Here is a 25,009-nt window from a genome sequence, read left to right on the forward strand (position 1 = left end):
ATCAACGGTTGGCCGCGTGCGGCGCGGTGTTGGAGAGGGGCGCATTGGCGAACTGCAGGCAGGCCAGCAGCACGTGTCGCAGCACTGCGCGCAACGCGACGGCGTGCACCGGCTGCCACGGCGTGGGCCAGCTGTCCTGGGTGATGGTGTCCGGCTCGCGCATGTAGCCGCGGCAGGCCAGCTCCATCTGCAGCGTGTGCACGCCGTGCTCGGGCTGCGCGTAATGACGGGTGATCCAGCCGCCCTTGAAACGTCCGTTGCGCACGGTGCTGGAGCCGCTGCTGCGGCACAGCTGTTCGACGGCGTCGGCCAGGGCGGGATCGCAGCTGCGATCGTCGTTGCTGCCGATGTTGAACTGCGGCAACTCACCGTCGAACAGATGCGGGATGACAGAGCGGATCGAGTGCGCGTCGTACACCACAATGTTTGCGTGGCGCTGACGCAGGCGCGCGATTTCGTCGGACAGGGCGAGGTGATACGGGTCGAACCACTGCGTGCGGCGCAGATCGATCTGCGCCTGATCCGGCGCCTGCCCGTCGGCATACAGCGGCTGATTGTCAAAGGTGGTCAGCGGACACAGGCCGGTGGTGTTCTGGCCCGGATACAGCGATGCGCCACTGGGGTCGCGGTTGACGTCGATGACCGAGCGCGAGATGGCCGTGCGCACCGTCGTGGCACCCATCGCCTGTGCGAAGTCGTACAACTGGTGCACCCACCAATCGGCGTCGCGGCGCGCCAGCCATGGCGACACGAACTGGTCGGCTACCGTCTCGGGCAGCTCGGTGCCGGTATGCGGGAAGCTGATGAGCAAGGGCGCCTCGCCGCGATGCACCTCCAGCCAGGCGGGCAGGGCGCTCATCGCTTTGCTCCGGTTGCATGCTTGGAAACCAGAAAGTCGTGCCGGCCAGAGCGAGCGTCATCGGGTTGAGTACGCAATGCAGCCGTGTTGCGTGCAGATCTCGCGTCCGCCCCCAACGCGCAGCACGGCGCCATGGCGCTGCGCAAGTGCTGTGTTGCCCGCCGCGTCATGCGTGCTGCTCCACGCCCGGCAACGCGATCGCCGCCGCGTCGGCCAACGCACCCGAGCGCACCAGCGCGCTGGCCGCCAGCATGTCGGGATGAAAGTAGCGATCGTCCTGCAGCATGGGCACCTGTGCACGCAGCAGGGCGCGTGCGGCTTCCAGTGCAGTGCTGGAGCGCAGCGGCGCATGGAAATCGCAACCTTGCACCGCCGCCAGCAACTCGATGCCGATCACGTGCGCGGCATTTTCCGCCATGGCCAGCAGGCGTCGCGCGCCATGCGCGGCCATCGACACATGATCTTCCTGGTTGGCCGAGGTCGGGATCGAGTCGACGCTGGCCGGATACGCGCGCTGCTTGTTTTCCGACACCAATGCCGCAGCAGTCACCTGCGGGATCATGAAGCCGGAATTCAGGCCCGGGCGCGGGGTCAGAAACGCCGGCAGGCCGGACAGCGCCGGGTCGACCAGCATTGCGGTGCGGCGTTCGCTGATCGAGCCGATCTCGCACACCGCCATCGCCAGCATGTCGGCAGCAAAGGCCACCGGCTCGGCATGGAAGTTGCCGCCAGACAAGGCCTCGCCGGTGTCGCTGAAGACCAACGGGTTATCGGAGACGCCATTGGCTTCGATTTCCAGCGTGCGCGCAGCCTGCCGCATGATGTCCAGCGCCGCGCCCATCACCTGCGGCTGGCAACGCAGGCAATACGGGTCCTGCACGCGCACATCGCCAAGACGATGCGATTCGCGGATCGCCGAGTCGGCCATCAACGCCCGCAGCGCCGCAGCGGTTGCGATCTGCCCCGGTTGCCCGCGCAGTGCATGGATGCGCGCATCGAACGGCGTATCGGAGCCCTTGGCCGCTTCCACCGATAGCGCTCCGGTCACCAGCGCGGCCTGCAACACGGTTTCGATCTCGAACAGGCCGGCCAATGCACAGGCGGTGGAGAACTGGGTGCCGTTGAGCAGCGCCAGGCCCTCCTTGGCGCCGAGCACGCGGGGCTGCAACCGCGCCTGCGCAAGCGCGTCGGCGGCAGGCAAACGCTTGCCGCCGACGAAGGCTTCACCGACGCCGATCATCGCCGCCGCCAGATGCGACAGCGGCGCCAGATCGCCGGACGCACCGACCGACCCCTGACACGGCACCACCGGGGTGATGCCCTGACGCAGCATCGCTTCCAGCAATGCCAACGTGTCCGGCTGCACGCCCGAGGCTCCCTGGGCAAGGCTGGTGAGCTTGAGCGCCATCATCAGCCGCACCACCGGCACCGGCGTGGGATCGCCGACGCCGGCTGCGTGCGACAACACGATATTGCGTTGCAAGGTCTGCAGGTCCTGCCGCTCGATGCGCACGCTGGCCAGCTTGCCGAAACCGGTGTTGACGCCATAGACCGGCTCGCCGCGCGCGACGATGGCCTCCACGGTCTGCGCGCTGCGTAGCACCGCCGCCGCGCAGGCATCATCCAAGGCCACGTCAGCGCCGCGATACAACGCGCGCCATTGCGCCAGCGTCACCTGGCCGGGTTGCAAGACAACAGAAGCACTCATGACAACTCCACGATCGATCAGGTCGAATGCCCGCGCCAGACGCGGGCATGAAGAGGGTTGAAACCCATGCGGTAGACCAGGTCGGCCGGCGCGTCGATGTCCCAGATCGCCAGGTCGCAGTCCATGCCGGCGCGCAGCTGGCCAAGCCGGGCGCTGCGGCCGAGCGCACGCGCAGCTTCACGGGTGAAACCGGCGATGCATTCGTCCACCGTCATGCGGAACAACGTGGCCGCCATGTTCATCGCCAGCAACGGGCTGGTCAGCGGCGAGGTGCCCGGATTGCAGTCGGTGGCCAACGCCAGCGGCACCCCGGCCGCACGCAGCGCATCGATCGGCGGCAGCTGGGTATCGCGGGTGAAATAGAACGCGCCGGGCAGCAGGACCGCCACGGTACCGGCAGCGGCCATCGCATCGATGCCGGGCTGGTCCAGGTATTCGATGTGGTCGGCCGACAACGCGCCATGGCGCGCCGCCAGGGCTGCGCCGTGCTGGTTGCTCAGTTGCTCGGCATGGATCTTGACGCGCAAGCCCTGGGCCTGCGCGGCGATAAAAACCTGTTCGGCCTGCGCCGGCGAAAACGCCAGGTGCTCGCAGAACACGTCGACCGCCTCGGCAAGCCCCTGCGCAGCAATGGCCGGAATCATCTGCGTGCACACCGCATTGATGTACTGCTGCGCATCGCTGCCCGGCGGCACCGCATGCGCGCCTAAAAAAGTCGGCACGACTTCGACCCGACGCAGCGTGGCAAGTTGGCGCGCCACGCGCAGTTGCTTGGTTTCGTCCTCGAGCGTGAGCCCGTAGCCGGATTTGATTTCCAGCGTGGTCACGCCCTCGGCGAGCATGGCATCCAGGCGCGGCAGGCTGGCGGCGAGCAATGCGGCATCGTCTGCGGCGCGGGTGGCGCGCACGGTGGCCACGATGCCGCCACCGGCCGCGGCGATCTGCGCATAGCTGGCGCCGCGCAGGCGTTGTTCAAACTCGTTGGCGCGATTGCCGGCATAGACCAGGTGGGTATGGCAATCGATCAGGCCCGGGCTGATCCAGCGCCGCTGGCAATCGTGCGTGCTGTCTGCTTCAAGCGCGGGCGCCTGTGCCGCCGTGCCGGCATACACGATGCGGCCGTCCCGGCAGGCGATCACGCCATCGTCCACGATGCCCAGGCCAGCATCGGCGGCGTCCAGGGTCATCAGCTGCGCGTTGTGCCAGAGGGCGTCGCAATGCATGGCGCAGGCTCGTGGTGTCTGATATGTATATACAATAAGATCGTCAATCGAGGGTGTCCAGTGGCAGATCAACCGGTACAGGCGTTGTGGGCAGCGCGGGCCCTGTTGCCCAGTGGCTGGGCGGGCAGTGTCCGGATCACCCTGGAGCAGGGGCGCATCGCCACGGTACAGACCGAGGTGGCCGCGGCCGCCACCGATACCCGCGCAGAGATGCTGGTACCAGGCCTGGGCAACCTGCACAGCCATGCGTTCCAGCGCGGCATGGCCGGCCTGACCGAAGTGGGGGGGCGCAGCGGCGACAGCTTCTGGAGCTGGCGCGAGTTGATGTACCGCTTCGTCGACCGGCTGGATCCGGACAGCCTGCAGGCGATCGCCGAGCAGGCCTATGTCGAGATGCTGGAAAGCGGCTTCACCCGCGTCGGCGAATTCCATTATCTGCACCATGCTGTCGGCGGTGCGCCCTACGCGCATGCCGGCGAGATGTCCGAGCGCATCGCCGCTGCGGCCGTCAGCACCGGGATCGGGCTGACCCTGCTGCCGGTGTTCTATGCGCATTCGGATTTCGGCGGGGCTGCACCGAGCGCGGCGCAACAGCGCCTGATCCATGACATCGATGGGTTCGCGCGCCTGCTCGAGCACTGCAGGCTCAGCCTCAAGGCATTGCCCGATGCCGTGCTCGGGCTGGCACCGCACAGTTTGCGTGCGGTCACGCCGCAGCAACTGCAGGCGCTGGTGCCGCTCACCGATGGCCCGATCCACATCCATATCGCCGAGCAGCAGCGCGAAGTCGACGCCTGCCTGGCGTGGTCGGGTCAACGTCCGGTGCAATGGTTGCTGGGCAACGCACCGGTGGCGGCGCGCTGGTGTCTGGTGCACGCCACGCATGTGGATGCCAGCGAGCTGCGGGCGATCGCCGAACGTGGCGCGGTGGTCGGGCTGTGCCCGATCACCGAGGCCAATCTGGGCGACGGCTTGTTCCCGATGCAGGCATTCGCCGCCGCCGGTGGGCGCTTTGGCGTGGGCTCGGATTCGAACGTGTTGATCGATGCGGCCGAAGAACTGCGCCTGCTCGAATACGGCCAACGACTGCACCGGCAGGCGCGCAATGTGCTCGCGCCTGCCGACGTCTCCAGCGGGCGCTGGTTGTACGACCAGGCGGGCGACGGTGCAGCGCAGGCGCTGGGCGTGGCACGGCACGGAATCCAGTCCGGCGCTGCGGCCGATCTGGTGGAGCTGGACACTGCCCATCCGTCCTTGCTCGCCCGCAGCGACGACGCCTTGCTGGACAGCTGGCTGTTCGCCGCACGCGCCACTGCCGTGCGTCACGTCTGGCGCGGCGGGCGCCAGGTGGTGCGCGATGGTCGGCATGTGGATCGCGCGCGCATTGCCACGCGTTTTGCCGGCGTGTTGCGCACAGTGCTGGGCAATTGAGACGATGCGGGCACAATGCAGGTCTGACCGGAGACTGCAGCTTTGACCGCCACCCCCATCGCCGCACCCGGCACCTTGCATCAACGCATCCGGCAGGATCTGGAGCAACGCATTCATAGCGGCGACTGGCCGCCGGGCCATCGCATCCCGCCCGAACACGAGTTGATGACGCAGTACGGCTGCTCGCGCATGACCGTCAACAAGGTGCTCGGCCTGCTCGCCGATGCGGGCATGATCGAGCGCCGCCGCCGCACCGGGTCGTTCGTGGCCCGGCCGCATCCGCATCTGGAGCAGGTGGCGCTCTCGATCCCGGATATCGAAGTGGAAATGACCACGCGCGGTCACCTGTATGCGTTTTCGCTGTTGTCGCGCCGGCTGCGCAACGTGCGTCAGCGCGTGCCTCAGGAGCGCGCGTTGGGCAGCACCGGCAAGCTGTTGGCGCTCGATAGCGTGCATCTGGCCGACGGCAGCCCGTTTGCGCTGGAGCAGCGCGTGATCGATGTGACCACCGTGCCAGACGCATTAGGGCAGACGTTCACCGATGTGGCGCCCGGGAGCTGGCTATTGCGCAACGTGCCGTGGACGCGCGCCGAGCATCGCATCAGTGCGGTCAGCGTCGACGCCGTACAAGCCAGGTGCCTGCAGGTCAACGAGGGTGCTGCATGCCTGGTGATCGACCGCCACACCTGGCGCGGCGATCAGCCGGTGACCTACGTGCGGCAAATGTTTCTGGGCGGCTCATACGATCTGGTGGCGCGATTTGCGCCCGGCATGCGTTGAGGGGCGGTGCTGGAATGGGTGGGTGGCATCGGTAACGGTGCTGTGGACGATGTCGGCGTGATCGACATCGACGTGTCGCAGGCAGCGCTGCCTGAGCGGGTCAGCAGCTGCAATCACGCCGCAAATCGAACGCGCAATCCTTTCGAGGCGTCGGTCGGCCAATCCATGTATCCCGACATTTGGCTGACAGAGGGGCGTGACTCCCGACTGCAGGCAGCCAGCCGGTCCATCTGCGGCAGGGCAGCGCCGGTGTGCAGACGATCGTGCGCACGACTGCCGTCTCATGCCTTCTCGTGCTGTCTTGGCTGGATCGGGTGACGTAAGGATCGCGACCTCGACGTCCGCAGGTAGTCAGCCGGCGCATTTGCGCCACTCCTTTCTGGACTTGCAGCTGCTTGTGCATGCAACTGCCGTCTCGATCAATCGCGTCCATATCAGAACCGCCGGTGCTCGATGGCGCGGCGCAATCTGTAGGGCACACCCGGTCAGATCGTGGTGCATTGCCGCCAGCGCACCGGCTCGTCCACACCGGGGCGGGGATTGAGCTGTACGCGGACCGTGCGCAGATAGGGATAGCGTTCGAGCTGCTGGCAGATCAATGGCCAGGCCGCGCTGTCTTCCACGGTGCGATCCACCGCCAGCGTTGCCTGGGTGATCCAGATGCCGCGCACCAGGCCCGGCGTTTGCGCCAGCGTCCTGGACACCTCGCGGCGATAGCCTTGCAGCGTTGCGTCGTCCGGCTCTGCCGCCGTTGCCGGCGGCAGGGGGGCGGCCGTTGTCGACGCTGCACCGGGCGCAGCCTGCGGAGCGTTCACCGGCGAAGTGGCCGCCGGTGGCGTGCGCGGTGCCGCATCCGCCGATGCACGCGCAGCGGCCACCGTCTGCGCCGGTGCCGGAGCAGGCTCAGGGGGGCGCAGCGCCAGCACCGCTACCAGCGCCAGCGTGGCCAGTGCGGCACCGGCGATGATGCTGTGGCGGATCGCCCGTCGCCGCGCCATGTTGACCACGCCGGTCTCCACATCGCCCGGCAGATAAGGCTTGAGCAGTGGCCATAGCCGCGTGCCGTCCAGCACTTCGATGGACTGTTTTTCCGCAGCGGCCAGGCCTTCGCGCTCCATGCGGCCCTCGGTCACCATCACGCCGCCGCCGGCACCGGCCAGCCGCGCCATCGCGCCCAGCTCGTTCACAGCAGCCACGCCGATGCGATAGCCGCGGCCATGCTTGCAGGCCACCAGGCGGGTGCCGTGATCGGTCTGCATCATGAAGTCGGCCGTGGGCAGGCCGTCCTGCGGCAGCTGGACCGGCTGCCAGCCGCGCTGGTCCTGCAGGACCCGCAGCACCACGGCGGAAAAATCGCGCCAGTGCATCGCCGCCAGCGCGCGGATGCCCGCATCGGTTTCGTTGGCGCGACGTCGCACCAGCCAGAAGTAGACAGACACCGCCAGCCAGAGCAGCAGTGCGGCCAACAGCGCCAAGATCCAGGAAGGCATGAGCATCAAGCGAGGGTATGGCGCGTATAACGAATCGGTACGCCTAGAAGAATCCTTCGCGCAGGTTTCGTCAATGCATCGCAGGCAGGGATGTCACGAGCCGTGACCCAGGCAGCGAAAGACCCGCCAGTCCGAAGCCGTGAGGGGAGGGGAGCAAACGGACTTCGTGTTGCAGGACTGGCGGGTCCTTCCCGATTGTCCGAAAAATAATGCTGCCTTGCAACATCGCGCATGTGTATGGCTGCTGCCCGGCCGCAGATGCGCAAGCGTGGCGCACCTTGGCGACGCCAGCACGGCTTGCAACGCCACCCTGCGTAATGGCGTCCAGCCTATCGATACCTGACGGAAGGCTCAGTAGTGCCGATAGCCCACAGAAGGTCCGACCCCAAAGAGTTGCACGGGCAACCCACAGGCAGATCGGACTGCCACTTCTACCCGCCGCCGGGGCCCGTAAGATTTCGCCATCACCAGCGGCGGTAACGCTTATTCCCCGTCGAACGCCGCCGGATTGCCGGTCGACGAGCCCGCGTCGCTGCTCGCAGCCTGTGCGGCCTGGTTGGCGGTGCGATTGGCCCGCTTGGTTGCGGCGGTGTTGGCCCGCACCTGCGCCTTCAACGATTCGACCTCGCGACGCAGGTTTTCCAGTTCTTCCTGCTCGGGGATATTGAGCGTGCGCAGCACCCCCTTGACGCGCTCGTCGAAGGCCTTGCCCAGCTTGTCCCAGCCGCGCACTGCGGTATCACGGGCCTGCTCGAACTGGGTCTCCACTTCCTCGCGCAGCTCGTCCACGCTGTCGGCGGCCTTGCGCTGGCCGCTGCGTTCGTAGGCGGCGCCTTCGCGCACCAGCGAGTCGAACAACTTGCCGCCTTCGCTCTGCACGCGGCCCAGTGCGCCGAGTCCGGCCAGCCATACGGTCTGCGCCGACTCGCCAAGCCGCCGCGAAATCTGCTCTGCCTGGGCCTGGAAGCCCGACGCCGTGGTGTCACGGTTGCCGTTCTGATCGTATCCGGTCGTCATGCGATGCTCCTGTCGATTGCCGAAGTGACGTTACGTTCACCCTAGTGCCGGCCCTGCATCGGGCAGGTGAAGCGGTGCCCGACCCGGCCCGGCTCAAGCATCCGCCCATCGCGTGCGGGGCGGGTGACTTGGCGCTGAAGCAGCTGTGACGACAGCGCTCGCTCAGGCGAGCTTTTCCGAGAGCAGGCGACGTATTTCCGATTCCACCATCGGCTGCATGGCCGATAGCAGGAAGCCGAGTTCGGCGGTGACATGCACCTGCTGCGGCAGTAGCGCGATCGCCCCGTCCACGCCGGCGCGGGAGATGCGCAAGGTGTCGCCTTCCCAATGCGAGGCGACGCCGTAGCGATCGGTCAGTTTGCGCGCCGCCTCGTCGATCGCCGCGCGGGCCTGTGCCGGCGGCAGGGAATGGTCGTGGCGGATATCGATGCTGGACATGAGCTGCCTGGGTAAGACGAAAGTAGTCGCGCATTGTGCGCATGCGCGCGGCTGGCTCCAAGTGTGGACGCACGTTGCAGGGCCGCACCGAGGCGTGCAAAGCGATGCTGCGGCGACGCGGTGACGGACGCGGCCCGCATTTCGAACGCGCGGTAGCGGCTGCGCGCGATGCCGGCACCCAGCGGCTGGGCGCGAGGTGATTGGCCGCTGGCGGGGGCAAACCTGTTAGTCTGCCGCGGGTGCGCGACCTGCAAGTTCATTTCACTCACCGGCAGCAGCCGGATCATTCCCTCAAGCCCGGCGTCCACCGGATCGTCCGTCATGCCTCTGGCAGCGTGCGGGTGGTGGCTGATGCCCAGGGGGCGCTGCTGTTGGCGCAGTTCTGTCTGGACCAGCGCGGCCTGTGGCTGCAGGTGGCCAACGGCATCCGCGGCATCCACGTCAACGGGCGCCCGGTGCGCCGCATGGCGTTGTTGCGCCCGGGCGATGCGATCTATGCCGATGGCGTGGAGATGCTGTTGCGCAGTGCGCCCTCCAGCGCGCCGGCCAACGATACGCCGGAAGACGATGCCGGCCTGAGCGAAGTCTGCCTGCTGTTACGCGGGCTGGGCGGCCGTCACCACGGGCGCAGCTTCACCTTGGACCGCTCGCGTCTGGTCGGCAGCGACCCGGCCGCGGACATCGTCATCGACGACCCCGCCTTCGCCGCGCAGCATGCACGCCTGGAGCGTCATGGCGACCGCGTACTGATCCGCGATCTCGGCTCGGAGGAGGGCAGCTGGATCAACGGCGTGCAGGTGCGCGATGGCTGGCTGCAGGCCGGCGACCAGGTGGTGTTCGACGCCCGCCACCGTTTCGTGGTGGAAGTGCCGCGCATCCATCACGGCACCACCTGGGACATCCCCGATTCCGAGCCGCCGCTCCCCCCGCGCGCCGTCGCCGAGCCGGCGCGCGCGCCGATGAAGGTGGCGCGTTGGCCGTGGCTGCTGCTCAGCGCGGTGTTGCTGGCGGCTGCGCTGAGCGCCTTGCTGTGGTTCGGCGCGCGCTGAGTTTCTTCCAGGTCCGCCAGCCCAGCAGGGCCGCAAGGATGCCGGCATACAGCGCCGGTTCGCGGATATCGGATTTCACCAGCCACCAGAAGTGCAGCACCGCCAGCACGCCGATCGGATAGATCAGCTGATGCAGGCGGCCCCAGTTGCGCTTGAGCCGCCGCATCCAGCCCTGGGTCGAGGTGATCGCCAGCGGCACCAGCAGCAGCCACGCCGCAAAGCCCACGGTGATGTAGGGGCGCTTGATGATCTCCTCGAAGATCTGCGTCCAGAAGCCGCGCAGGTCCAGGCTCAGGTACACCGCCAGGTGCACGCTGGCATAGAAGAAGGCGTACAGCCCCAGCATGCGGCGGAAGCGGATCAGCACGGCCTGGCCGGTGAGCTGGCGGAGCGGGGTGATCGCCAGGGTGATCACCAGAAAGCGCAGCGCCCACAACCCGGTGCGATGCTCGATCTCGGCCACCGGGTCGGCGCCCAGTGCATCGCTGCCGGTCTGCCACACCTGCCAGAACTGCCAGGCCAGCAATGCGATCGGCGTCAGTGCGGCGGCATGCACCAGGGTCTTGGCGGCAATCAGGGAAGCGGACGTCTTGGCCATGCGATCTCGAACAAGGAAGCAGTGCCACGCGGGCAGGAGATGCCGCGCGGGCAGGAAACGTAGGAGCGCACCCGGGCGCGACAGGCATTACCGGTAAGGCCCGTCGCGCCCGGGTGCGCTCCTACGACAGGTCGGTATCAGAGGGGGCGTCGCCTAGAACCACTTCTTCAGGTCCATGCCCGCGTACAGCGAGGCGACCTGATCCGCATAGCCGTTGAACGGCTTGGTCGCGATGCGCTCGGCGAACAGCTTGCTGGCGGTACCGGCGATCCGGCGCTCGGTCTTCTGGCTCCAGCGTGGGTGATCCACCGCCGGATTGACGTTGGAGAAGAACCCGTATTCGGACGGCTGCAGATCGTGCCAGGCGGTCTCGGGCATCTTCTCGACGAAGCGGATCTCCACGATCGACTTGATGCTCTTGAAGCCGTACTTCCACGGCACCACCAGCCGCAGTGGCGCGCCGTTCTGCTGCGGAAGCGGCCTGCCGTACAGGCCGGTGGCCAGCAGGGTCAGCGGATGCATCGCTTCATCGATGCGCAGGCCTTCGCGGTAGGGCCAGTTGATCGAGCGATAGCGCACGCCTGGCATCTGCTGCGGATCGGCCAGCGTGGTGAACGCCACGTACTTGGCCTTGGAGGTTGGCGCGAAGCGCTTGAGTACCTCGCCCAGCGGCACACCGGTCCACGGGATCACCATCGACCAGCCTTCCACGCAGCGCAGCCGGTAGATGCGTTCTTCGGCGCTGATGCCTTTGAGCAATTCGTCCAGCGACAGGCTGCCGGGCTTTTCGCATTCGCCGCTGACCTTCACCGACCAGGGCGACAGCTTCAGGGTCTTGGCGGCCTTGGACGGGTCGGTCTTGTCGGTGCCGAACTCGTAGAAGTTGTTGTAGCTGGTCACGTCTTCCAGCTTGGTCAGTTCTTCGGCGGTGCGGAAGCCGCTGCGCGCCTGCGCCGGCGTCACCACGGTCTTGGGCGGAGGCGGCGGGTCGGCCTCGGCGCATCCGGCCATGCCCAGTGCCGGGGTCAGCGCAAACAGCTGCAGCAGCCGGCGCCGGTCGCGGTAGACGGACTCATCGGTGATCTGGCTGGACGGCAGTTTGAACGCATCGCGAAACGACATGGCAGGCTCCGGCAGTGGCTGCAGCGTGAGAGTAGCCCACAGGGGTGAACGTTCGTCCCGTGGCTGTCACCACCTTACGTGAGGCCCGGTCAAAAGGATGCAGCTGCAACTTTTTTACCCGCTGCCAAGCCCGATGCGCTGCGGCATACTAGAAGGCTAGCTCGACAAGGTGTGCCATGACACGCGCGTTCAATTTCAGTGCCGGCCCTGCGACATTGCCGGAAGCTGTCCTGCGGCAGGCGCAGGCGGAAATGATCGAGTGGAATGGCGTTGGCGCCTCGATCGTTGAAATCAGCCACCGCAGCGCCGATTTCATGGCCGTAGCGGCCGCGGCCGAAGCCGATCTGCGCAGTTTGTTGTCCATTCCCGACGACTACGCGGTGCTGTTCACCGCTGGTGGCGCCACCACCATCCAGGCCTTGTTGCCGCTGAATTTCGCCGCGCCCGGGCAGGCCGCCGACTACGTGATCACCGGGCACTGGGGCAAGACTGCGATCAAGCAGGCGGCCACCTATGTGGATGCGCGCATTGCCGCCGATGCGCAGGCAGATGGCTTTATCGACATTCCGCCGGTGGCCAGCTGGACCTTGTCGCCGCACTCGGCCTACGTGCACATCACCGCCAACGAGACCATCCACGGCGTCGAATTTCGCGACACGCCGGATGTCGGTACCTTGCCGCTGTTTGCCGATTTCAGCTCGTCCATTGCCTCCGAGCCGCTGGATATCTCGCGCTACGGGCTGATCTATGCCGGTGCGCAAAAGAACCTGGGCCCGGTCGGTATCTCGGTGCTGATCGTGCGGCGCGACCTGCTGGAGCGCGCCGGCCAGCCGCGTGCGGACATCTTCAACTACGCCTCGCATGCCGCGCGCGATTCGATGCTCAACACCCCGCCGACCTGGAACTGGTATCTGCTCGGGCTCACCGTGAAGTGGATGCTGGAGCAGGGCGGGGTGGAAGAGTTCGCACGTCGCAATGCCGAGAAAGCCGCGTTGGTCTACGGCGCCATCGATCGCTCCGGCGGCTTCTATCGCAACCTGATCAAGCCGGCCGTGCGCTCGCGCATGAACATCCCGTTCTTCCTGCCGGACGAGCAGCTGGACGCGTTGTTCGTCAGCCAATCCAAGGCCGCCGGTCTGCTGGCATTGAAGGGCCACAAAGCCGTCGGTGGCATTCGCGCCTCGCTCTACAACGCCATGCCGGTGGCTGGCGCGCAGGCGCTGGTGGCCTTCATGCACGACTTTCAGCAGCGTCACGGCTGAGTCCCATCTTCGACCGCGGCGCAGGCCGCGCAGGCGCTTGCGCCGTTTTTCAAGGAATGCCCAGCGATGGCTCCCAAGTCCAACAAACCCGCTGCTGCCAAGGGCAGCAAGACCAAAACAGCGAGCAGCGCGGCTGACACCTCGGCGACCAGGCAGGTCGCCCAGCCCGCGACCAAGCCGGGCAAGGCCATCGGCAAGCCTGCCGCCGCCGCACCGGTGCTGGCCGACGTGCGCGCCAAGATCGACGAGATCGACCGCAACATCCAGGCCTTGATCGCCGAGCGCGCCAACTTCGCCCACCAGGTCGGCAAGGCCAAGGGCAAGCTCGCCGCAGCGGTGGATTACTACCGCCCCGAGCGCGAGGCGCAGGTGCTGCGCATGGTGGTGGACCGCAACGAAGGCCCGCTCAGCGATGAAGTGCTGGTGCACGTGTACCGCGAAATCATGTCGGCCTGCCTGGCCCAGCAGGAGCCGCTGAAGATCGGTTATCTCGGCCCGGAAGGGACCTTCAGCCAGCAGGCCGTGCTCAAGCATTTCGGTCGCTCGGCCGTGGGTCTGCCGATGGCGACCATCGAGGAAGTGTTCCAGGAAGTAGAGGCCGGCAATGCGGACTTCGGCGTGGTACCGGTGGAGAACTCGGGCCAGGGCACCATCCAGGTCACGCTGGACATGTTCCTGACCTCCAACCTGAAAATCTGCGGCGAAGTCGAGTTGCGCGTGCACCAGTATCTGCTCTCGCGCAACGGCCGACTGGAAGATATCGAGCGCATCTACGCGCATTCGCAATCCTTCGCCCAGACCGCCGGCTGGCTGCGCTCGCACCTGCCCAAGGTCGAGAAGATCGCCGTCTCCAGCAATGCCGAGGGCGCGCGGCGCGCGCGCAATGCCGAAGATGCCGCAGCGATCGGCGGCGAGAGCGCCGCGCACGTGTATGGCTTGAAGAAAGTCATCATGAAGTCGATCGAAGACGACGACGACAACACCACGCGTTTCCTGGTGATCGGCCGGCAGATCTTTCCCACCTCCGGGCATGACCGCACCTCGGTGCTGGTGTTCATCCACGACAAGCCGGGCGCGTTGTTCGACGTGCTCAGCCCGTTCGCGCGGCATGGCATCAGCATGAATCGCATCGAGTCGCGTCCCTCGCACCAGGCCAAGTGGGAATACGGCTTTTTCATCGATCTGGCCGGCCACGTAGAAGACGAGGCGATGAAGCAGGCGTTGGCCGAACTGGAAGCGCATTCGGCGCAGATCAAGGTTCTGGGCTCGTATCCGGTGGCGATCCCCTGAGCGCTCGACCACCCGCCCAACTGGCGCGCCGCCGCTCTGGCGATGACGGCGCTGCCATCTCTTACCCAGCGCATCGCCTGCATGGCGGCGCAGCAATCGGATCATTCGCATGAGCAGCAGCACGCAACACTGGATCGCGCAGCAAGGCAGCGCATTGCGCGGTACGTTGGCCATTCCCGGCGACAAGTCGGTGTCGCATCGTGCGGTGATGTTTGCCGCGCTCGCCGATGGCATTTCGCAGATCGATGGGTTTCTCGAAGGCGAGGACACGCGCTCCACCGCAGCCATCTTCGCCAAGCTGGGCGTGCGGATCGACACCCCATCGGCATCGCAGCGCGTTGTGCACGGCGTCGGCGTGGACGGCTTGCAGGCGCCCACCGAGGAACTGGATTGCGGTAACGCCGGCACCGGCATGCGCCTGCTCGCCGGCCTGCTGGCCGCGCAGCGCTTCGACAGCGTGCTGGTCGGCGATGCGTCCCTGTCCAAGCGGCCGATGCGACGCGTGACCGGCCCGTTGGCGCAAATGGGCGCAAGCATCGAGACCCAGGACGACGGCACGCCTCCCTTGCATGTGCACGGCGGTCAGTCGTTGCACGGCATCGATTTTGTGTCGCCGGTCGCCAGTGCGCAGGTCAAATCCGCCGTGCTGCTGGCAGGTCTGTACGCCCAGGGCGAGACCTCGGTGACCGAGCCGCATCCCACGCGCGATTACACCGAGCGCATGCTGTCTGCGTTCGGTGTGGAGATCGATTTTTCGCCGGGCAAGGCGCGTCTGCGTGGCGGCCAGCGTTTGCGTGCGACCGACATTGCGGTGCCTGCGGACTTTTCGTCGGCAGCGTTTTTCATTGTGGCTGCCAGCATCATTCCCGATTCGCAGATCGTGCTGCGCGCGGTGGGCCTGAATCCGCGGCGCACCGGCCTGCTGGCTGCATTGCGGTTGATGGGCGCGGATATTGCCGAAGAAAACCATGCCGAACATGGCGGCGAGCCGGTGGCCGATCTGCGCGTGCGCTATGCGCCGTTGCAGGGCACGCAGATTCCCGAAGCGCTGGTGCCGGACATGATCGACGAATTCCCCGCCTTGTTCGTGGCCGCTGCGGCCGCCAACGGCAAGACCGTCGTGACCGGCGCTGCCGAGCTGCGGGTCAAGGAGTCCGATCGTCTGGCCGCCATGGCCACCGGTCTGCGCACGCTCGGCGTGCAGGTCGATGAAACACCGGATGGCGCCACCATTCACGGCGGCACGATTGGCAGCGGTGTGATCGAAAGCCACGGCGATCACCGTATCGCGATGGCATTCGCCATTGCCGGTCAGCTCTCGACCGGCGCCGTGCAGGTCAACGACATCGCAAACGTCGCTACCTCGTTCCCGGACTTCGATACGCTGGCGCAGGGCGCCGGTTTCGGGCTCAGCGCTCTGCGCTGAACTCGACCGGTACCTGCACGCTGCTGACCACTGCGTGGCCATCGCGCGTGGCCGGTTCGAAACGCCACTGGCGCAGGCTCTCGGTCACCGCTGCGTCCAGCCGCGGATCGTTGCTGCCGCTGCGGTCGACGATGGTCACTGCACGCACCTGGCCCTGCATGTCCAGTTGCAGGCGTGCGGTGCGGCTGCCCTGAATGCTGGCGCGCGCAACATCGGCCGGGTAACTGGGCATCGTGTTACCCGGCAGTGGCTTGGCATCCACGCTGTTGATCGCCGCGCGCACCGGCTGATGCGCAATCATCGTCATCGCGCGCGGGCCATCCGCGCTGGGCAGGATCTGGCGGCTGGCAGCAGGGGCAGGGCGGATGTCGGTGGCGAGCGACTCATCGCCATGCCGGGCCCACCACCACGCCGGGATCACCACCAACAAGGCCAGCAGCGTTGCCCATAGCCACGGCGAGGCACCGTCGTCCTGCATGTCCTGCCTACGCCCGGACGCTGTAGGGGCGGAGCGAGACAGTGACGGCGTGTGATGTGACGAGGGGTTCGAGGTGAAGGACATGGCCGCCTCCTGGCGCATCTTTGGGATGACGCAGCCAGTCTGGTCGGCGCTGCCTGAGGGGCAGCTAAGGCGAATGCCCGCGTCACTGTTACGACGCTGTAGTCGTTCAGCTTGGTGAGGCGCCGATGGCGTGATGGCACTGCCGACAATCGTCGGGGCAGCGCCAGCCAATCCCTTGCAAAACAGCCCGTTGCACGTGCTTATGGTGGCGGACCGAGTCCGCCGGTCCAGCTGGCGTGCCGTGCTTACTGCGCCGGCTTGAACTCGAAGGGGATATCCAGACTTCCTGCAGCCGGCTGCCCGTTTTGCTGGGCTGGGTGAAAGCGCCAATGGCGTACCGCTTCCATTGCGGCGCGATCCAGGTCGCGTGAGCCGCTGCGCTTGACCAGGGTCACACCGCCCGGATTGCCGGCGGCATCGACGTCCACACGCACGACCACATCGCCGGCATCGCCGCGCCGCAGTGCTGCCGACGGATAACGCGGCGGTGGCATCTGGCCCTGCATGGGGACCGGGCGGTTCCCGCCTGCCACTGGCGCGTTAGGCGGCGCCGAAGTGCCTGGCGCACCGGGTACCGTGTTCTCCGGCAACGGAGCCGGTGCAGGCGGCGCCGGTGGCGCGGTCTCCACCAGGGTCGGCGCCTGTTCGGGCGGCTTGGCCTGTGGCATGTCGCTGGCGCCGTCCTGGGCGGGCAGCGGCGCCGGCAGCGGTTGAATGGTGTCGTCGGCGGCCGGCGTGCCGGCCGTTGGCTGTGTCGGGGAGGCCTTGTAAAAATCGTCCTTGCGGCCGGTGGCCCACACCAGCAGGAACAGCAGCAGGCCGGCGCCGAAGGCGATACCGGCGATTTTCAGGGTGTGGCGGGGCAGACGCAGGACGATCTGACGATCGGATGCAGGGCGGGGCGCGGGCATAGGGCTCACCTGAAGGATCGCGGTAATTCTGGCATAGCCCCGGTGAATCGATCGCAGCAGGTGGCGGAACAGGCGATAATCTAGTGCTCCTCACCGACACACAGACTTCCGATGCTAGATCCGGCCCTGCTTCGCCAACATCCCGCCGACCTTGCCGAGCGCCTGCGCAGCACGCGCAGTTTCTCCCTGGACACTGCGGAACTGGAGTCGCTGGAGAGCGAACGCAAGCGGATCCAGGTGCGCACGCAGGAATTGCAGAGCATGCGCAACTCCAGATCCAAGGCGATCGGGCAGGCCAAGGCCAAGGGCGAAGATGTCGCCGCGTTGATGGCCGAGGTGACCGGCTTCGGCGATGAGCTCAAGGCTTCGGAAGACGCGCTGGACGTGATCCGCGCCAAGCTGGAAATCATTGCGCTGGGCCTGCCCAATCTACCGGCCGACGATGTGCCGCTGGGCAAAGACGAGAGCGAGAACGTCGAGCAGTCGCGCTGGGGCACGCCGCGCAGCTTCGATTTCCCGGTCAAGGACCATGTGGAACTCGGCGCGCCGCACGGCTGGCTGGATGGCGAAACCGCCGCCAAGTTGTCGGGCGCACGTTTCACCGTATTGCGCGGTCCGATTGCGCGCCTGCATCGCGCGCTGGCGCAATTCATGCTCGACCTGCATGTCGGCGCGCACGGCTACGAAGAAACCAACGTGCCGCTGCTGGTCAATGCCGAGTCGATGCGCGGCACCGGGCAGTTGCCCAAGTTCGAAGAGGATCTGTTCCAGACCGAAGTGGGCGAATCGCGTCGCTATCTGATCCCCACCTCCGAAGTGCCGCTGACCAACATCGTGCGCGACGAAATCGTCGATGCCGAACGACTGCCGCTGCGCATGACCTCGCATTCGATGTGCTTCCGTGCCGAAGCCGGCAGCGGTGGTCGCGATACGCGCGGCATGATCCGCCAGCATCAGTTCGAGAAGGTAGAGCTGGTCACCGCCTGCGCGCCGGAAGAGAGCGATGCCGAGCATCAGCGCATGACGCGCTGCGCCGAAGTGGTGCTGGAACAACTCGGCCTGCCGTATCGCAAGGTGCTGCTGTGCACCGGCGACATGGGCTTTGCTGCGATCAAGACCTACGATCTGGAAGTGTGGCTGCCTTCGCAGGACACCTATCGCGAGATTTCGTCGTGCTCCAATTGCGGCGACTTCCAGGCGCGCCGCATGCAGGCGCGCTGGCGCAACCCGGCCAGCGGCAAGCCGGAACTGCTGCATACGCTCAACGGTTCCGGCACCGCCGTGGGCCGCGCGATGATCGCGGTGATGGAGAACTACCAGAACGCCGATGGCTCGATCGATGTGCCGCAGGTGCTGCGTCCGTACATGGGCGGGCTGGAAAAGATCGGCTGATGTCACGTGCGTTGGGCTGGTGCGCTACGCATCGGCTCCAATGCGCGGCAACGCGCCTTGCGTAACCTCGATACCGGCGCGCAAGGCCGATCTGCAGCCTGGTTGATGGGGGCGGCTGCGTAGCGCTGCAGCCCGCAGTAACCAGCAGCATCCAGAACGGCGAGTAAAAAACGGGACCTGCGAAGGTCCCGTTTTCTTTTTTCCGGCTCCTGCAGCGATGCCAGGGCCTGGGCAACCGAGTCGCTGCGAAGACTAGGTCGTTGCTCTGTTGGGATAAAGGTGATTAAATATCACTTATCGTTCTATCCATGGATACCTGCGCCATGCACGACCTGAATGACCTGTACTACTTCGCGATGGTGGTGGACCACGGCGGCTTTGCTGCCGCCGAGCGTGCGCTCGGGATCCCCAAGTCGCGCCTGAGCCGTCGTATCAGCCAACTCGAAACCGACCTGGGGGTGCGCCTGCTGCAACGCTCCACGCGTCGCTTCGCGGTCACCGACGTCGGCACCAGCGTGCACCGGCACGCCCAGACCATGCTTGCCGAAGCCCAGGCCGCGCGCGAGGTGGTGGATCGTCTCAGCGCCGAGCCGCGCGGTCTTGTACGGGTGAGCGTTCCGGTCTCGCTCGCGCAGATCCAGCTACCCAAGCTGCTGCCGGAGTTTCTGGCCAAGTACCCCAAGGTGCGGCTGCAGCTCAACATCAGCAACCGTCGCGTCGACGTCATCAACGAGGGCTACGACATCGCGCTACGGGTACGTTCGCGCCTGGACGACGACGGCAGCCTGGTGATGCGCAGCTTTGGCCAGGTGCAGGAATTGCTGGTCGCCAGCCCGAAGTATCTGGACCGCGCCGGTCGCCCGAAAGACCCGAGCGAGCTGGCCAACCACACCACCATGAGTACCAGCGAAGACGAAGCGCATCAGCGCTGGGAACTGCACGGCCCCAACGGCGAGATGCGCCGCGTGGACCTGCAGCCGCGTCTGGCCGGTTTCGATTTCCCGTTGCTGCAGTCGATGGCGCGCGATGGCTTCGGCATCACCATGCTGCCGGAAACCGTCTGCGCCGAAGCGGTGCGCAGCGGCGAACTGGAGGTAGTGCTGCCGCACTGGTCGCTGCCGCAGGGCATCTGCCACGCCGTGTTCGCCTCGCGTCGCGGCCTGCTGCCGGCGGTGCGGGTGTTCATCGACTTCCTGGCCGAACACCTGCCCCAGGAAATCGAACGCTCGCGCCTGGATTGCGGCGGCAACTGCGCCGAGCTGGCCGAAAAGCTCAAGCGCGCCGCTGGCACTGCGCCGCGCTTGGCGGTGGCCGAGGCAGGCTGAGCGCTGCCTCTGATTGCCGAGGCAGGCGGTCCGCCAATCGGCACTCGCATGCTTTCTGGCAGCCAGCTCGCTTCAAGTGGTTGGCAGGTTGCATGTGGGGTCCGGTGCGTCCGGTCGACCTGCCACCAGTGACGGCGCAGCATGCTGCGGCAGCTGAAGGCTGAGCGATGTAAACAAGCAAACCGCGCGCGGGCATGCGAGAATGCGCGCCCGGGAGCGATCCCGGGAGTGGTGGCTCTGCGCAGGACGCCCGTGCGGTCACCGCCAGGCGCCACCCGCGCGATGCGGGTCGCCAGCGTGACAACCGATGCTTTCGGCGGTCGCGCGCAGCAACATCGGAGAGATGGCCGAGCGGTTTAAGGCACCGGTCTTGAAAACCGGCGAAGGGTCAAACCTTCCGTGGGTTCGAATCCCACTCTCTCCGCCAATTTCCCGCATAAATCATTGATTTATAAGGGATTGTTTCGGATATTTTAAGGTCTGAGGCAGGGCGCAAATCGGGACACATCTCCCGGTGCGCATCCCTCATCATCTCGTCCGATCCTCCTCCGGCCACTGGTCCTTCCGCCAATGCGTTCTCATTGATCTGCAAGTCTTGGGACGGTAGATCGTCAAGCAGAGCCTTTGTCGACTCCCCGCAATTCAAGGGGGCGCTTGGCGGCCTTGTTGGTGGATGGAGAGGCGTTGTCACCGATAAAGATATAATGGATGTCATCAAGGGTGCTGTAGATGCAGCCGGTCCAACTCATTGTAATTCTGGCGGATAAAATTATGTCCTTGTTTTGGCTTAAATTTTGGGCTTTTACTTTTGGGCTTTCATCAGTAAGATTTTTATTCTACTTCTTTAGTAAAGTTTATATGGGGCAGGAACTTGAGGAGGCTGACTATATGGTAATTCCTTTTGCAGTAATTTGTGCTTTTCTTAGCTTTCAACTTCTACGGCAGTTGAAAAAGAGGCGCGCATTGTTAAAAAAATAGTTTGCCGTTAAGGGCTTCGATATATCGAGGCCCTTCATCATGACGCTGGGCCTGCGATCTCCTCTCTGTCAATTTTAAAATGATGCCTAATAATTTCTTATTGGGATGTGCGGGGCGGATTTTTGAGGTTTATGTGTAGATTTTATAGTCGATTATTGGGATGGGTACGAAAATCTACATTGGTGCAGTTTACGTTTACCCCTCATTATAGATTTTTGATGCCTGAAGTTGTGCTGGGCGGATTGCCGACTAGGTAGGAAATTAACGGCAAGAGCGAACTTGTGGTTTGCTTCGCAGAAATCGTGCGCCAACGCTGCGCATCGGTGCGGTAGCTTTCGCCAGCTCGTTGCTATGCCTGCGCTGAGCAACGCAGCCTTTTTAAAAGTTGAGATCAAAGTCTCTTTAATTGTCGAATTCGTTTGTCTCTCGACAAGGGCAGTTTCCTTGTGCGCTCCAAAGACATGAGTTTCACAAGCGGCGGTTTAGTACGCACCAATTAAGTCTTTCAATCGGGAATGTCGATTTGTTAGTCGCAGCAGCTGCCTGCCGAGCAGGGTTTGATTTGCTCGATGCAAGTACAGGGCTTGTTCATCATTATTCTCGCCGAGGCGGAGTCAAACAGCGATGACAGTTTGTCTGTGTGCTGAGGGGAGTGAATTCTTGCGACAGTGGACGAGCAGGTCATAAGGTGGTCTGGCCACAAATTGTTCATGGAATGATCCAGATCATCGGGTTGGAAGACCAGGTGCCGGCGTTCTTCAAGGAAGCGACCGCTGCGAGTCGGAGAGCGAAAGGACTGCGGGGGCGGGGCTGGATCACCCGCCTGTCGGCTAGTGCCATTGGAAGGGCTGGGCAGAGTAGACGTGCGCCCCTCGACAGTTGACTCTCCTCGACTTCGACGGAGCGTAAACAGCGGGTGTAGCACATTGGCCTGACCAGCCATAAAGCCAGGAACCTCATGAACGCGCCCGTCGAATATCGCCCCGATCTGGAAACGCCCAGCGTCAGCGAGCAGGAAACCATTCGTTCGCTTGAGGCGCTGTTCGTTGACATGGCAACGACCGTGGCTGAAAAGGAAGGGCATGCATACCGCGCAGTCCATGCCAAAGGGCAAGGCCTGTTCACCGCCAGGCTCACCGTTTTCAACGATCTGCCCGAAGAGCTGCGGCAAGGGTTGTTCGCAGGGACTGGGCAATACGATGCTTACATCCGCCTGTCATCGCCACCTGCCGAACAGCTGAGCGATGCTGTCTCGACCCCGCGTGCCCTGGCGTTGAAGGTGTTAGGTGTCAGCGGTGAGCGCGTCGAGGGTGGAGACGAAAAGCACAGTCAGGATTTCTTGATGGTCAATGGCCCTTCCTTCACCACCCCTGGTCCCGATGGGTTCTTGCGTAATTTTCGCGTTCTTGCGGCGACTACGGAAAAGGCGCCACGCGCCAAGGCCGCACTTTCAAAAGTGCTTCGGGGTGTCGAGAACACGCTTGAGAAGATCGGTGGGGGAAGCGGCAGCATCAAGCAGATTGGCGGGCAACCGCAGATTCATCCGCTGGGCGAAACGTTTTTCTCGCAGGTGCCGTATCTCTACGGGCGTTACATCGCCAAGTTCTCGCTGGCGCCGGTGTCCAGAAACCTCCTCGAACTCGATGGTCGGGAAGTCGGCGACTCCCAGGACGCGCAACGCGAGGCCGTCCATCACGCCATCAGCACCCTGGACAGCCCGGCCGAGTGGGAGCTGCGCGTGCAGCTGTGCCGGGATGTGGAAAAGATGCCGGTCGAGGATGCGTCGATAGAGTGGCCGCAATCCATCAGCCCCTTTGTGGCGGTCGCGCGCGTGGTGGTCGAGCGCCAGGCCGGATGGGACGGAAAAAACTCGCAGCAGCTGGAAGACCGTATCGCCTTCTCGCCGTGGCATGCCCTGGCCGCTCATCGGCCGCTGGGTGCGATCAACCGGGCGCGCCGTATAGTAATGGCAGCCTCGCGCCGATTCCGCTCCGAGTTCAATCGCTGCCCGATCCACGAGCCGACTGGCGTCTAGCTGTTCTTGCTGCGTGTCTGTGTCGTGCAGCACGTCTGTAACCGCGGGGCCGGAGTGCTCCGGATCGCAGCTGCCAGGCGAGGATTTTGATTAGTCGTTGAGCGACTGCGGCGATTAGCGTGGCGTGCCAGGTGACCGCCGCCGCGTTTGGCGAGGAGTAGCAGACAGCGGACTCGATCCACAGAGGCTGCTGCTGTCTAGCTGAATGCTCGACTCACCCAGGGTGGTGGATCGGAAAAGGGCCATCAAGAACGGCCGACCGCTGCCGCTAGGGACGCATCCCCAACGCAAGCAGCAGAGGCCGCTATGTTTTTCTCCGACAGCCGCAAGGTGGACGCACTGACCAAGGCGGTTGATGCCACGTTGAAAGGTGGCAGTGCGCAGTGGCCCAATAACGGATCGGCTCTGCTGCTCAAGAAAATGGCCGAGCGCTTGTATGCGGCCCAGCAGGAGTGTGATTTGGCCAAGGCCGAGGCGGAAGACGCGACCACCGCGTTGCGCCATCTGGAGGGCCGTTTCGACCTAGTCGCCAGTGGTACAACCGACGGGCTCTGGGATATTGGTGTCATTGCCGGGGATCCCAGCCACCCCGACAGCCCGGTGTGGTGGTCGCCGCAGATGCGTCGGCTGCTGGGCTTTGCCTCTGAACAGGATTTTCCCAATGTCCTGGACAGTTGGGTCGCATGCCTGCACCCGGATGACAAGCAGCCGACGCTGGATGCCTTTGCGGCGCACCTTGCCGATCGCAGTGGTCGAACCCCCTACGACGTCGAAAACCGCCTGCGTCTGAAATCCGGCGAATATCGCTGGTTCCGCGCATTCGGCACGACCGAGCGCGATGCGCAAGGCGTGCCGCTCCGTGTGGCGGGTTCGCTCACCGACATCACCGAGCGCCGCGAGCGGGAGCAGTTCCTCGACATCACGCTGACGCGCTTCGAGCTCGGCTCACAGATGCTCAGCGATGGCTTGTGGGACATGAGCGTGATCGCGGGTGACCCGATCAATCCGAACAACGAGTTCTGGTGGTCGCAGCAGTTCCGCCATCTGCTCGGCTTCGAGTCCGAGCAGGACTTTCCCAACGTGCTCGATAGCTGGGCGTCACGGCTGCACCCGCAAGACAAGGAGCGTTCTCTGAACGCCTTCGCGGCGCACTTGAACGACCGTAGTGGCCGCACCAACTTCGATATCGAGTACCGCCTGCAGCTCAAGAACGGCCAGTACCGCTGGTTCCGCGCACGCGGCCTGACCAAGCGCGCCGTCGATGGCACGCCGTTGCGCGCGGTTGGAGCATTGATGGACGTGGAAGCCGGACGTCAGCTGGGCGAGGTGGCAAACACGCTCAGCAGTGCGGCAGGCGATATCGTGCGCAGCAACGATGACCTGTCGCGGCGCACGGAGCAGCAGGCGTCTGCCCTCGAGGAGACTGCAAGTTCCATGGAGGAGATGACCAGCATCGTTCGCAAGAATGCCGAAGGTGCGCGTCAGGCCAACTCGCTGGCGAGCAAGGCCGCAGAGACAGCATTGCATGGCGGTGAGCTGGTCAATGGTGTCGTCAGCACCATGGCGGCGATCCAGGCATCGTCGCGGAAGATCGGCGAAATCATCACCGTCATCGACGGGATCGCGTTCCAGACCAATATCCTTGCCCTGAACGCGGCCGTGGAAGCGGCGCGGGCGGGCGAGCAGGGACGTGGTTTTGCGGTCGTTGCATCCGAGGTGCGCAGCCTCGCGCAGCGCTGCACCATGGCTGCCAAGGAGATTCGCGATCTGATCGCCGATTCGGGTGCGAAGGTGGGGCAGGGCGCGGAGCAGGTCAACGTGGCGGGCAAGGCCATGGAAGAACTGCTTTCCTCGGTGCGGCAGGTCAACGACATCATGAGCGGCATTGCGGCGGCCAGTCACGAGCAGAGCGCCGGCATCGAGCAGATCAATCAAACCATCTCGCAGATGGATGCAGCGACGCAACAGAATTCCGCTCTTGTTGACACCATGGCATCGTCGGCCCGTGCACTTGAGGATCAGGCGACCGCTTTGGTGGAAAGTGTTGCAAGTAGCTCACGCAGCGCCACCGGCAAGACGAAGCTCGCATTGGCTGCATAACGCATGCAGCCAG

General features: G+C 65.0%; 20 protein-coding genes and 1 tRNA gene. 11 read left to right on the forward strand and 10 right to left on the reverse strand.

Annotated elements, in window-relative coordinates:
• Position 1: 1 nt before the first annotated feature.
• From hutG to hutI, 3 genes are all read right to left on the reverse strand, one after another.
• Entirely contained in the window at positions 2–859 is an 858-nt protein-coding gene (gene hutG, locus VZ068_RS08900; protein WP_349657439.1) for an N-formylglutamate deformylase, read from the reverse strand.
• Positions 860–1,025: 166 nt separating this feature from the next.
• Complete coding sequence (gene hutH, locus VZ068_RS08905; protein WP_349657440.1) at positions 1,026–2,567, reverse strand: histidine ammonia-lyase; 1,542 nt, start codon at positions 2,565–2,567, stop codon at positions 1,026–1,028.
• Between the two features lie 17 nt (positions 2,568–2,584).
• Complete coding sequence (gene hutI, locus VZ068_RS08910; protein WP_349657441.1) at positions 2,585–3,790, reverse strand: imidazolonepropionase; 1,206 nt, start codon at positions 3,788–3,790, stop codon at positions 2,585–2,587.
• Positions 3,791–3,850: 60 nt separating this feature from the next.
• On the opposite strand from hutI, the gene VZ068_RS08915 reads away from it, so the two are divergent.
• Both VZ068_RS08915 and hutC read left to right on the forward strand, forming a co-directional pair.
• Positions 3,851–5,221 (forward strand): formimidoylglutamate deiminase, encoded by a 1,371-nt coding sequence (locus VZ068_RS08915; RefSeq protein ID WP_349657442.1) that lies wholly within the window; start codon positions 3,851–3,853, stop codon positions 5,219–5,221.
• 42 nt (positions 5,222–5,263) lie between these two features.
• Complete coding sequence (hutC, locus tag VZ068_RS08920) at positions 5,264–6,001, forward strand: histidine utilization repressor (RefSeq protein WP_349657443.1); 738 nt, start codon at positions 5,264–5,266, stop codon at positions 5,999–6,001.
• A 485-nt stretch (positions 6,002–6,486) separates the two neighbouring features.
• Here hutC and VZ068_RS08925 read toward each other — a convergent pair whose 3' ends face one another.
• The 3 genes from VZ068_RS08925 to VZ068_RS08935 all read right to left on the reverse strand — a co-directional run bounded on the left by VZ068_RS08925 (position 6,487) and on the right by VZ068_RS08935 (position 8,946).
• The gene (locus VZ068_RS08925) at positions 6,487–7,497 is read right to left on the reverse strand and encodes a restriction endonuclease (protein ID WP_349657444.1); all 1,011 of its coding nucleotides are present in this window, start codon (positions 7,495–7,497) and stop codon (positions 6,487–6,489) included.
• 477 nt (positions 7,498–7,974) lie between these two features.
• Positions 7,975–8,508 carry a phasin family protein gene (locus VZ068_RS08930; protein WP_046965565.1) on the reverse strand — a complete coding sequence of 178 codons (534 nt, stop codon included), beginning with the start codon at positions 8,506–8,508 and terminating at the stop codon, positions 7,975–7,977.
• A 162-nt stretch (positions 8,509–8,670) separates the two neighbouring features.
• Positions 8,671–8,946 (reverse strand): polyhydroxyalkanoic acid system family protein, encoded by a 276-nt coding sequence (locus VZ068_RS08935; RefSeq protein WP_005991192.1) that lies wholly within the window; start codon positions 8,944–8,946, stop codon positions 8,671–8,673.
• A 239-nt stretch (positions 8,947–9,185) separates the two neighbouring features.
• Here VZ068_RS08935 and VZ068_RS08940 point away from each other — a divergent pair, with 239 nt between their 5' ends.
• Positions 9,186–9,995 (forward strand): FHA domain-containing protein, encoded by an 810-nt coding sequence (locus tag VZ068_RS08940; RefSeq protein ID WP_259153771.1) that lies wholly within the window; start codon positions 9,186–9,188, stop codon positions 9,993–9,995.
• On the opposite strand, the gene msrQ is transcribed toward VZ068_RS08940, so the two are convergent.
• Positions 9,937–10,593: a protein-methionine-sulfoxide reductase heme-binding subunit MsrQ gene (msrQ, locus tag VZ068_RS08945; RefSeq protein WP_349657445.1), complete on the reverse strand. Its 657-nt coding sequence runs from the start codon at positions 10,591–10,593 to the stop codon at positions 9,937–9,939. The genes VZ068_RS08940 and msrQ overlap by 59 nt on opposite strands.
• Before the next feature lie 153 nt (positions 10,594–10,746).
• Positions 10,747–11,715, reverse strand: coding sequence for a protein-methionine-sulfoxide reductase catalytic subunit MsrP (msrP, locus tag VZ068_RS08950; protein WP_349657446.1), 969 nt, complete (start codon positions 11,713–11,715; stop codon positions 10,747–10,749).
• A gap of 176 nt (positions 11,716–11,891) precedes the next feature.
• Here msrP and serC point away from each other — a divergent pair, with 176 nt between their 5' ends.
• The 3 genes from serC (at position 11,892) to aroA (ending at position 15,693) form a co-directional block, all read left to right on the forward strand.
• Positions 11,892–12,977 (forward strand): 3-phosphoserine/phosphohydroxythreonine transaminase, encoded by a 1,086-nt coding sequence (serC, locus tag VZ068_RS08955; RefSeq protein ID WP_259165001.1) that lies wholly within the window; start codon positions 11,892–11,894, stop codon positions 12,975–12,977.
• A 66-nt stretch (positions 12,978–13,043) separates the two neighbouring features.
• Complete coding sequence (gene pheA, locus VZ068_RS08960; RefSeq protein ID WP_349657447.1) at positions 13,044–14,267, forward strand: prephenate dehydratase; 1,224 nt, start codon at positions 13,044–13,046, stop codon at positions 14,265–14,267.
• A gap of 109 nt (positions 14,268–14,376) precedes the next feature.
• A complete protein-coding gene (aroA, locus tag VZ068_RS08965) occupies positions 14,377–15,693 on the forward strand; it encodes a 3-phosphoshikimate 1-carboxyvinyltransferase (protein WP_349657448.1) in 1,317 nt (438 codons plus the stop codon).
• Here aroA and VZ068_RS08970 read toward each other — a convergent pair.
• Both VZ068_RS08970 and VZ068_RS08975 read right to left on the reverse strand, forming a co-directional pair.
• The gene (locus VZ068_RS08970; RefSeq protein ID WP_349657449.1) at positions 15,677–16,255 is read right to left on the reverse strand and encodes an energy transducer TonB; all 579 of its coding nucleotides are present in this window, start codon (positions 16,253–16,255) and stop codon (positions 15,677–15,679) included. The two genes, aroA and VZ068_RS08970, sit on opposite strands and share 17 nt — an antisense overlap.
• Positions 16,256–16,500: 245 nt before the next feature.
• Complete coding sequence (locus VZ068_RS08975) at positions 16,501–17,166, reverse strand: energy transducer TonB (RefSeq protein ID WP_259153778.1); 666 nt, start codon at positions 17,164–17,166, stop codon at positions 16,501–16,503.
• A gap of 111 nt (positions 17,167–17,277) precedes the next feature.
• Between VZ068_RS08975 and serS the strand changes: the two genes are divergently transcribed.
• The 5 genes from serS (at position 17,278) to VZ068_RS09000 (ending at position 24,996) form a co-directional block, all read left to right on the forward strand.
• Positions 17,278–18,558, forward strand: coding sequence for a serine--tRNA ligase (gene serS / locus VZ068_RS08980; RefSeq protein ID WP_349657450.1), 1,281 nt, complete (start codon positions 17,278–17,280; stop codon positions 18,556–18,558).
• Positions 18,559–18,866: 308 nt separating this feature from the next.
• Positions 18,867–19,883: a LysR family transcriptional regulator gene (locus VZ068_RS08985; RefSeq protein ID WP_007964080.1), complete on the forward strand. Its 1,017-nt coding sequence runs from the start codon at positions 18,867–18,869 to the stop codon at positions 19,881–19,883.
• Positions 19,884–20,220: 337 nt separating this feature from the next.
• Positions 20,221–20,310: transfer RNA gene (locus VZ068_RS08990), tRNA-Ser, on the forward strand.
• 1,509 nt (positions 20,311–21,819) lie between these two features.
• Entirely contained in the window at positions 21,820–22,896 is a 1,077-nt protein-coding gene (locus VZ068_RS08995; protein WP_349657451.1) for a catalase family protein, read from the forward strand.
• Between the two features lie 306 nt (positions 22,897–23,202).
• Complete coding sequence (locus tag VZ068_RS09000; RefSeq protein ID WP_349657452.1) at positions 23,203–24,996, forward strand: methyl-accepting chemotaxis protein; 1,794 nt, start codon at positions 23,203–23,205, stop codon at positions 24,994–24,996.
• Positions 24,997–25,009 lie beyond the last annotated feature (13 nt).

The sequence above is a fragment of the Xanthomonas sp. 10-10 genome, assembly GCF_040182365.1.
Lineage (GTDB): Bacteria > Pseudomonadota > Gammaproteobacteria > Xanthomonadales > Xanthomonadaceae > Xanthomonas > Xanthomonas arboricola_F.

Excerpts from the sequence above, each read along its gene's own strand:
- hutG (WP_349657439.1), bottom strand. The coding sequence starts at position 859 with ATGAGCGCCCTGCCCGCCTGGCTGGAGGTGCATCGCGGCGAGGCGCCC.
- hutH (WP_349657440.1), bottom strand. The coding sequence starts at position 2,567 with ATGAGTGCTTCTGTTGTCTTGCAACCCGGCCAGGTGACGCTGGCGCAA.
- hutI (WP_349657441.1), bottom strand. The coding sequence starts at position 3,790 with ATGCATTGCGACGCCCTCTGGCACAACGCGCAGCTGATGACCCTGGAC.
- VZ068_RS08925 (WP_349657444.1), bottom strand. The coding sequence starts at position 7,497 with ATGCTCATGCCTTCCTGGATCTTGGCGCTGTTGGCCGCACTGCTGCTC.
- VZ068_RS08930 (WP_046965565.1), bottom strand. The coding sequence starts at position 8,508 with ATGACGACCGGATACGATCAGAACGGCAACCGTGACACCACGGCGTCG.
- VZ068_RS08935 (WP_005991192.1), bottom strand. The coding sequence starts at position 8,946 with ATGTCCAGCATCGATATCCGCCACGACCATTCCCTGCCGCCGGCACAG.
- msrQ (WP_349657445.1), bottom strand. The coding sequence starts at position 10,593 with ATGGCCAAGACGTCCGCTTCCCTGATTGCCGCCAAGACCCTGGTGCAT.
- msrP (WP_349657446.1), bottom strand. The coding sequence starts at position 11,715 with ATGTCGTTTCGCGATGCGTTCAAACTGCCGTCCAGCCAGATCACCGAT.
- serC (WP_259165001.1), top strand. The coding sequence starts at position 11,892 with ATGACACGCGCGTTCAATTTCAGTGCCGGCCCTGCGACATTGCCGGAA.
- pheA (WP_349657447.1), top strand. The coding sequence starts at position 13,044 with ATGGCTCCCAAGTCCAACAAACCCGCTGCTGCCAAGGGCAGCAAGACC.
- aroA (WP_349657448.1), top strand. The coding sequence starts at position 14,377 with ATGAGCAGCAGCACGCAACACTGGATCGCGCAGCAAGGCAGCGCATTG.
- VZ068_RS08970 (WP_349657449.1), bottom strand. The coding sequence starts at position 16,255 with ATGTCCTTCACCTCGAACCCCTCGTCACATCACACGCCGTCACTGTCT.
- VZ068_RS08975 (WP_259153778.1), bottom strand. The coding sequence starts at position 17,166 with ATGCCCGCGCCCCGCCCTGCATCCGATCGTCAGATCGTCCTGCGTCTG.
- serS (WP_349657450.1), top strand. The coding sequence starts at position 17,278 with ATGCTAGATCCGGCCCTGCTTCGCCAACATCCCGCCGACCTTGCCGAG.
- VZ068_RS08985 (WP_007964080.1), top strand. The coding sequence starts at position 18,867 with ATGGATACCTGCGCCATGCACGACCTGAATGACCTGTACTACTTCGCG.
- VZ068_RS08995 (WP_349657451.1), top strand. The coding sequence starts at position 21,820 with ATGAACGCGCCCGTCGAATATCGCCCCGATCTGGAAACGCCCAGCGTC.
- VZ068_RS09000 (WP_349657452.1), top strand. The coding sequence starts at position 23,203 with ATGTTTTTCTCCGACAGCCGCAAGGTGGACGCACTGACCAAGGCGGTT.